General features: G+C 67.7%; 1 protein-coding gene. It reads left to right on the top strand.

Translation table 11 applies throughout. The features are described from left to right. Position 1 precedes the first annotated feature (1 nt). The gene (locus tag DYI24_RS27845) at positions 2 to 349 is read left to right on the top strand and encodes a helix-turn-helix domain-containing protein (protein WP_349627827.1); all 348 of its coding nucleotides are present in this window, start codon (positions 2 to 4) and stop codon (positions 347 to 349) included. Positions 350 to 415 lie beyond the last annotated feature (66 nt).

The following is a 415-nucleotide window of genomic DNA, read 5'->3' as shown; positions in this document are numbered from 1 at the left end:
CCTGTATGTCGATCAGCATCTCGGAGAGAGCCTGCTGATCCGCGATCTGGCGCAGCTGATCGGTCTTAGCCCCGGCCATTTTGCACGCGCGTTTCGCCGCAGCACCGGTCTGGCGCCGCGCGGTTTCGTGCTCGAGCGCCGGGTCGCCCGCGCCAAGCAACTGATGCGGACGACGGATCTGCCGCTTTCCGAGATCGCTCTTGCCTGCGGATTGAGCGATCAGGCGCATCTTTCGCGCATCTTCCGCCGCTACACCGGGAATACGCCGAACGCCTGGCGCCGCGAATGGCACGACCGGCCCAGCTCCGCCGGGCGGCGCGACAACGAGCCTCGAGTGGCGTCGTTGTAACCTCGCACAGTCCGATGCCGTCCCGCCTGGGCGCGCGGCGAGGCGATGCCCAGCGCTTTGATCCGC

This window comes from Rhodopseudomonas sp. BR0C11 (genome assembly GCF_010820945.1).
Lineage (GTDB): Bacteria > Pseudomonadota > Alphaproteobacteria > Rhizobiales > Xanthobacteraceae > Rhodopseudomonas > Rhodopseudomonas palustris_H.
This window is presented reverse-complemented; position numbering and strand designations above follow the sequence as displayed.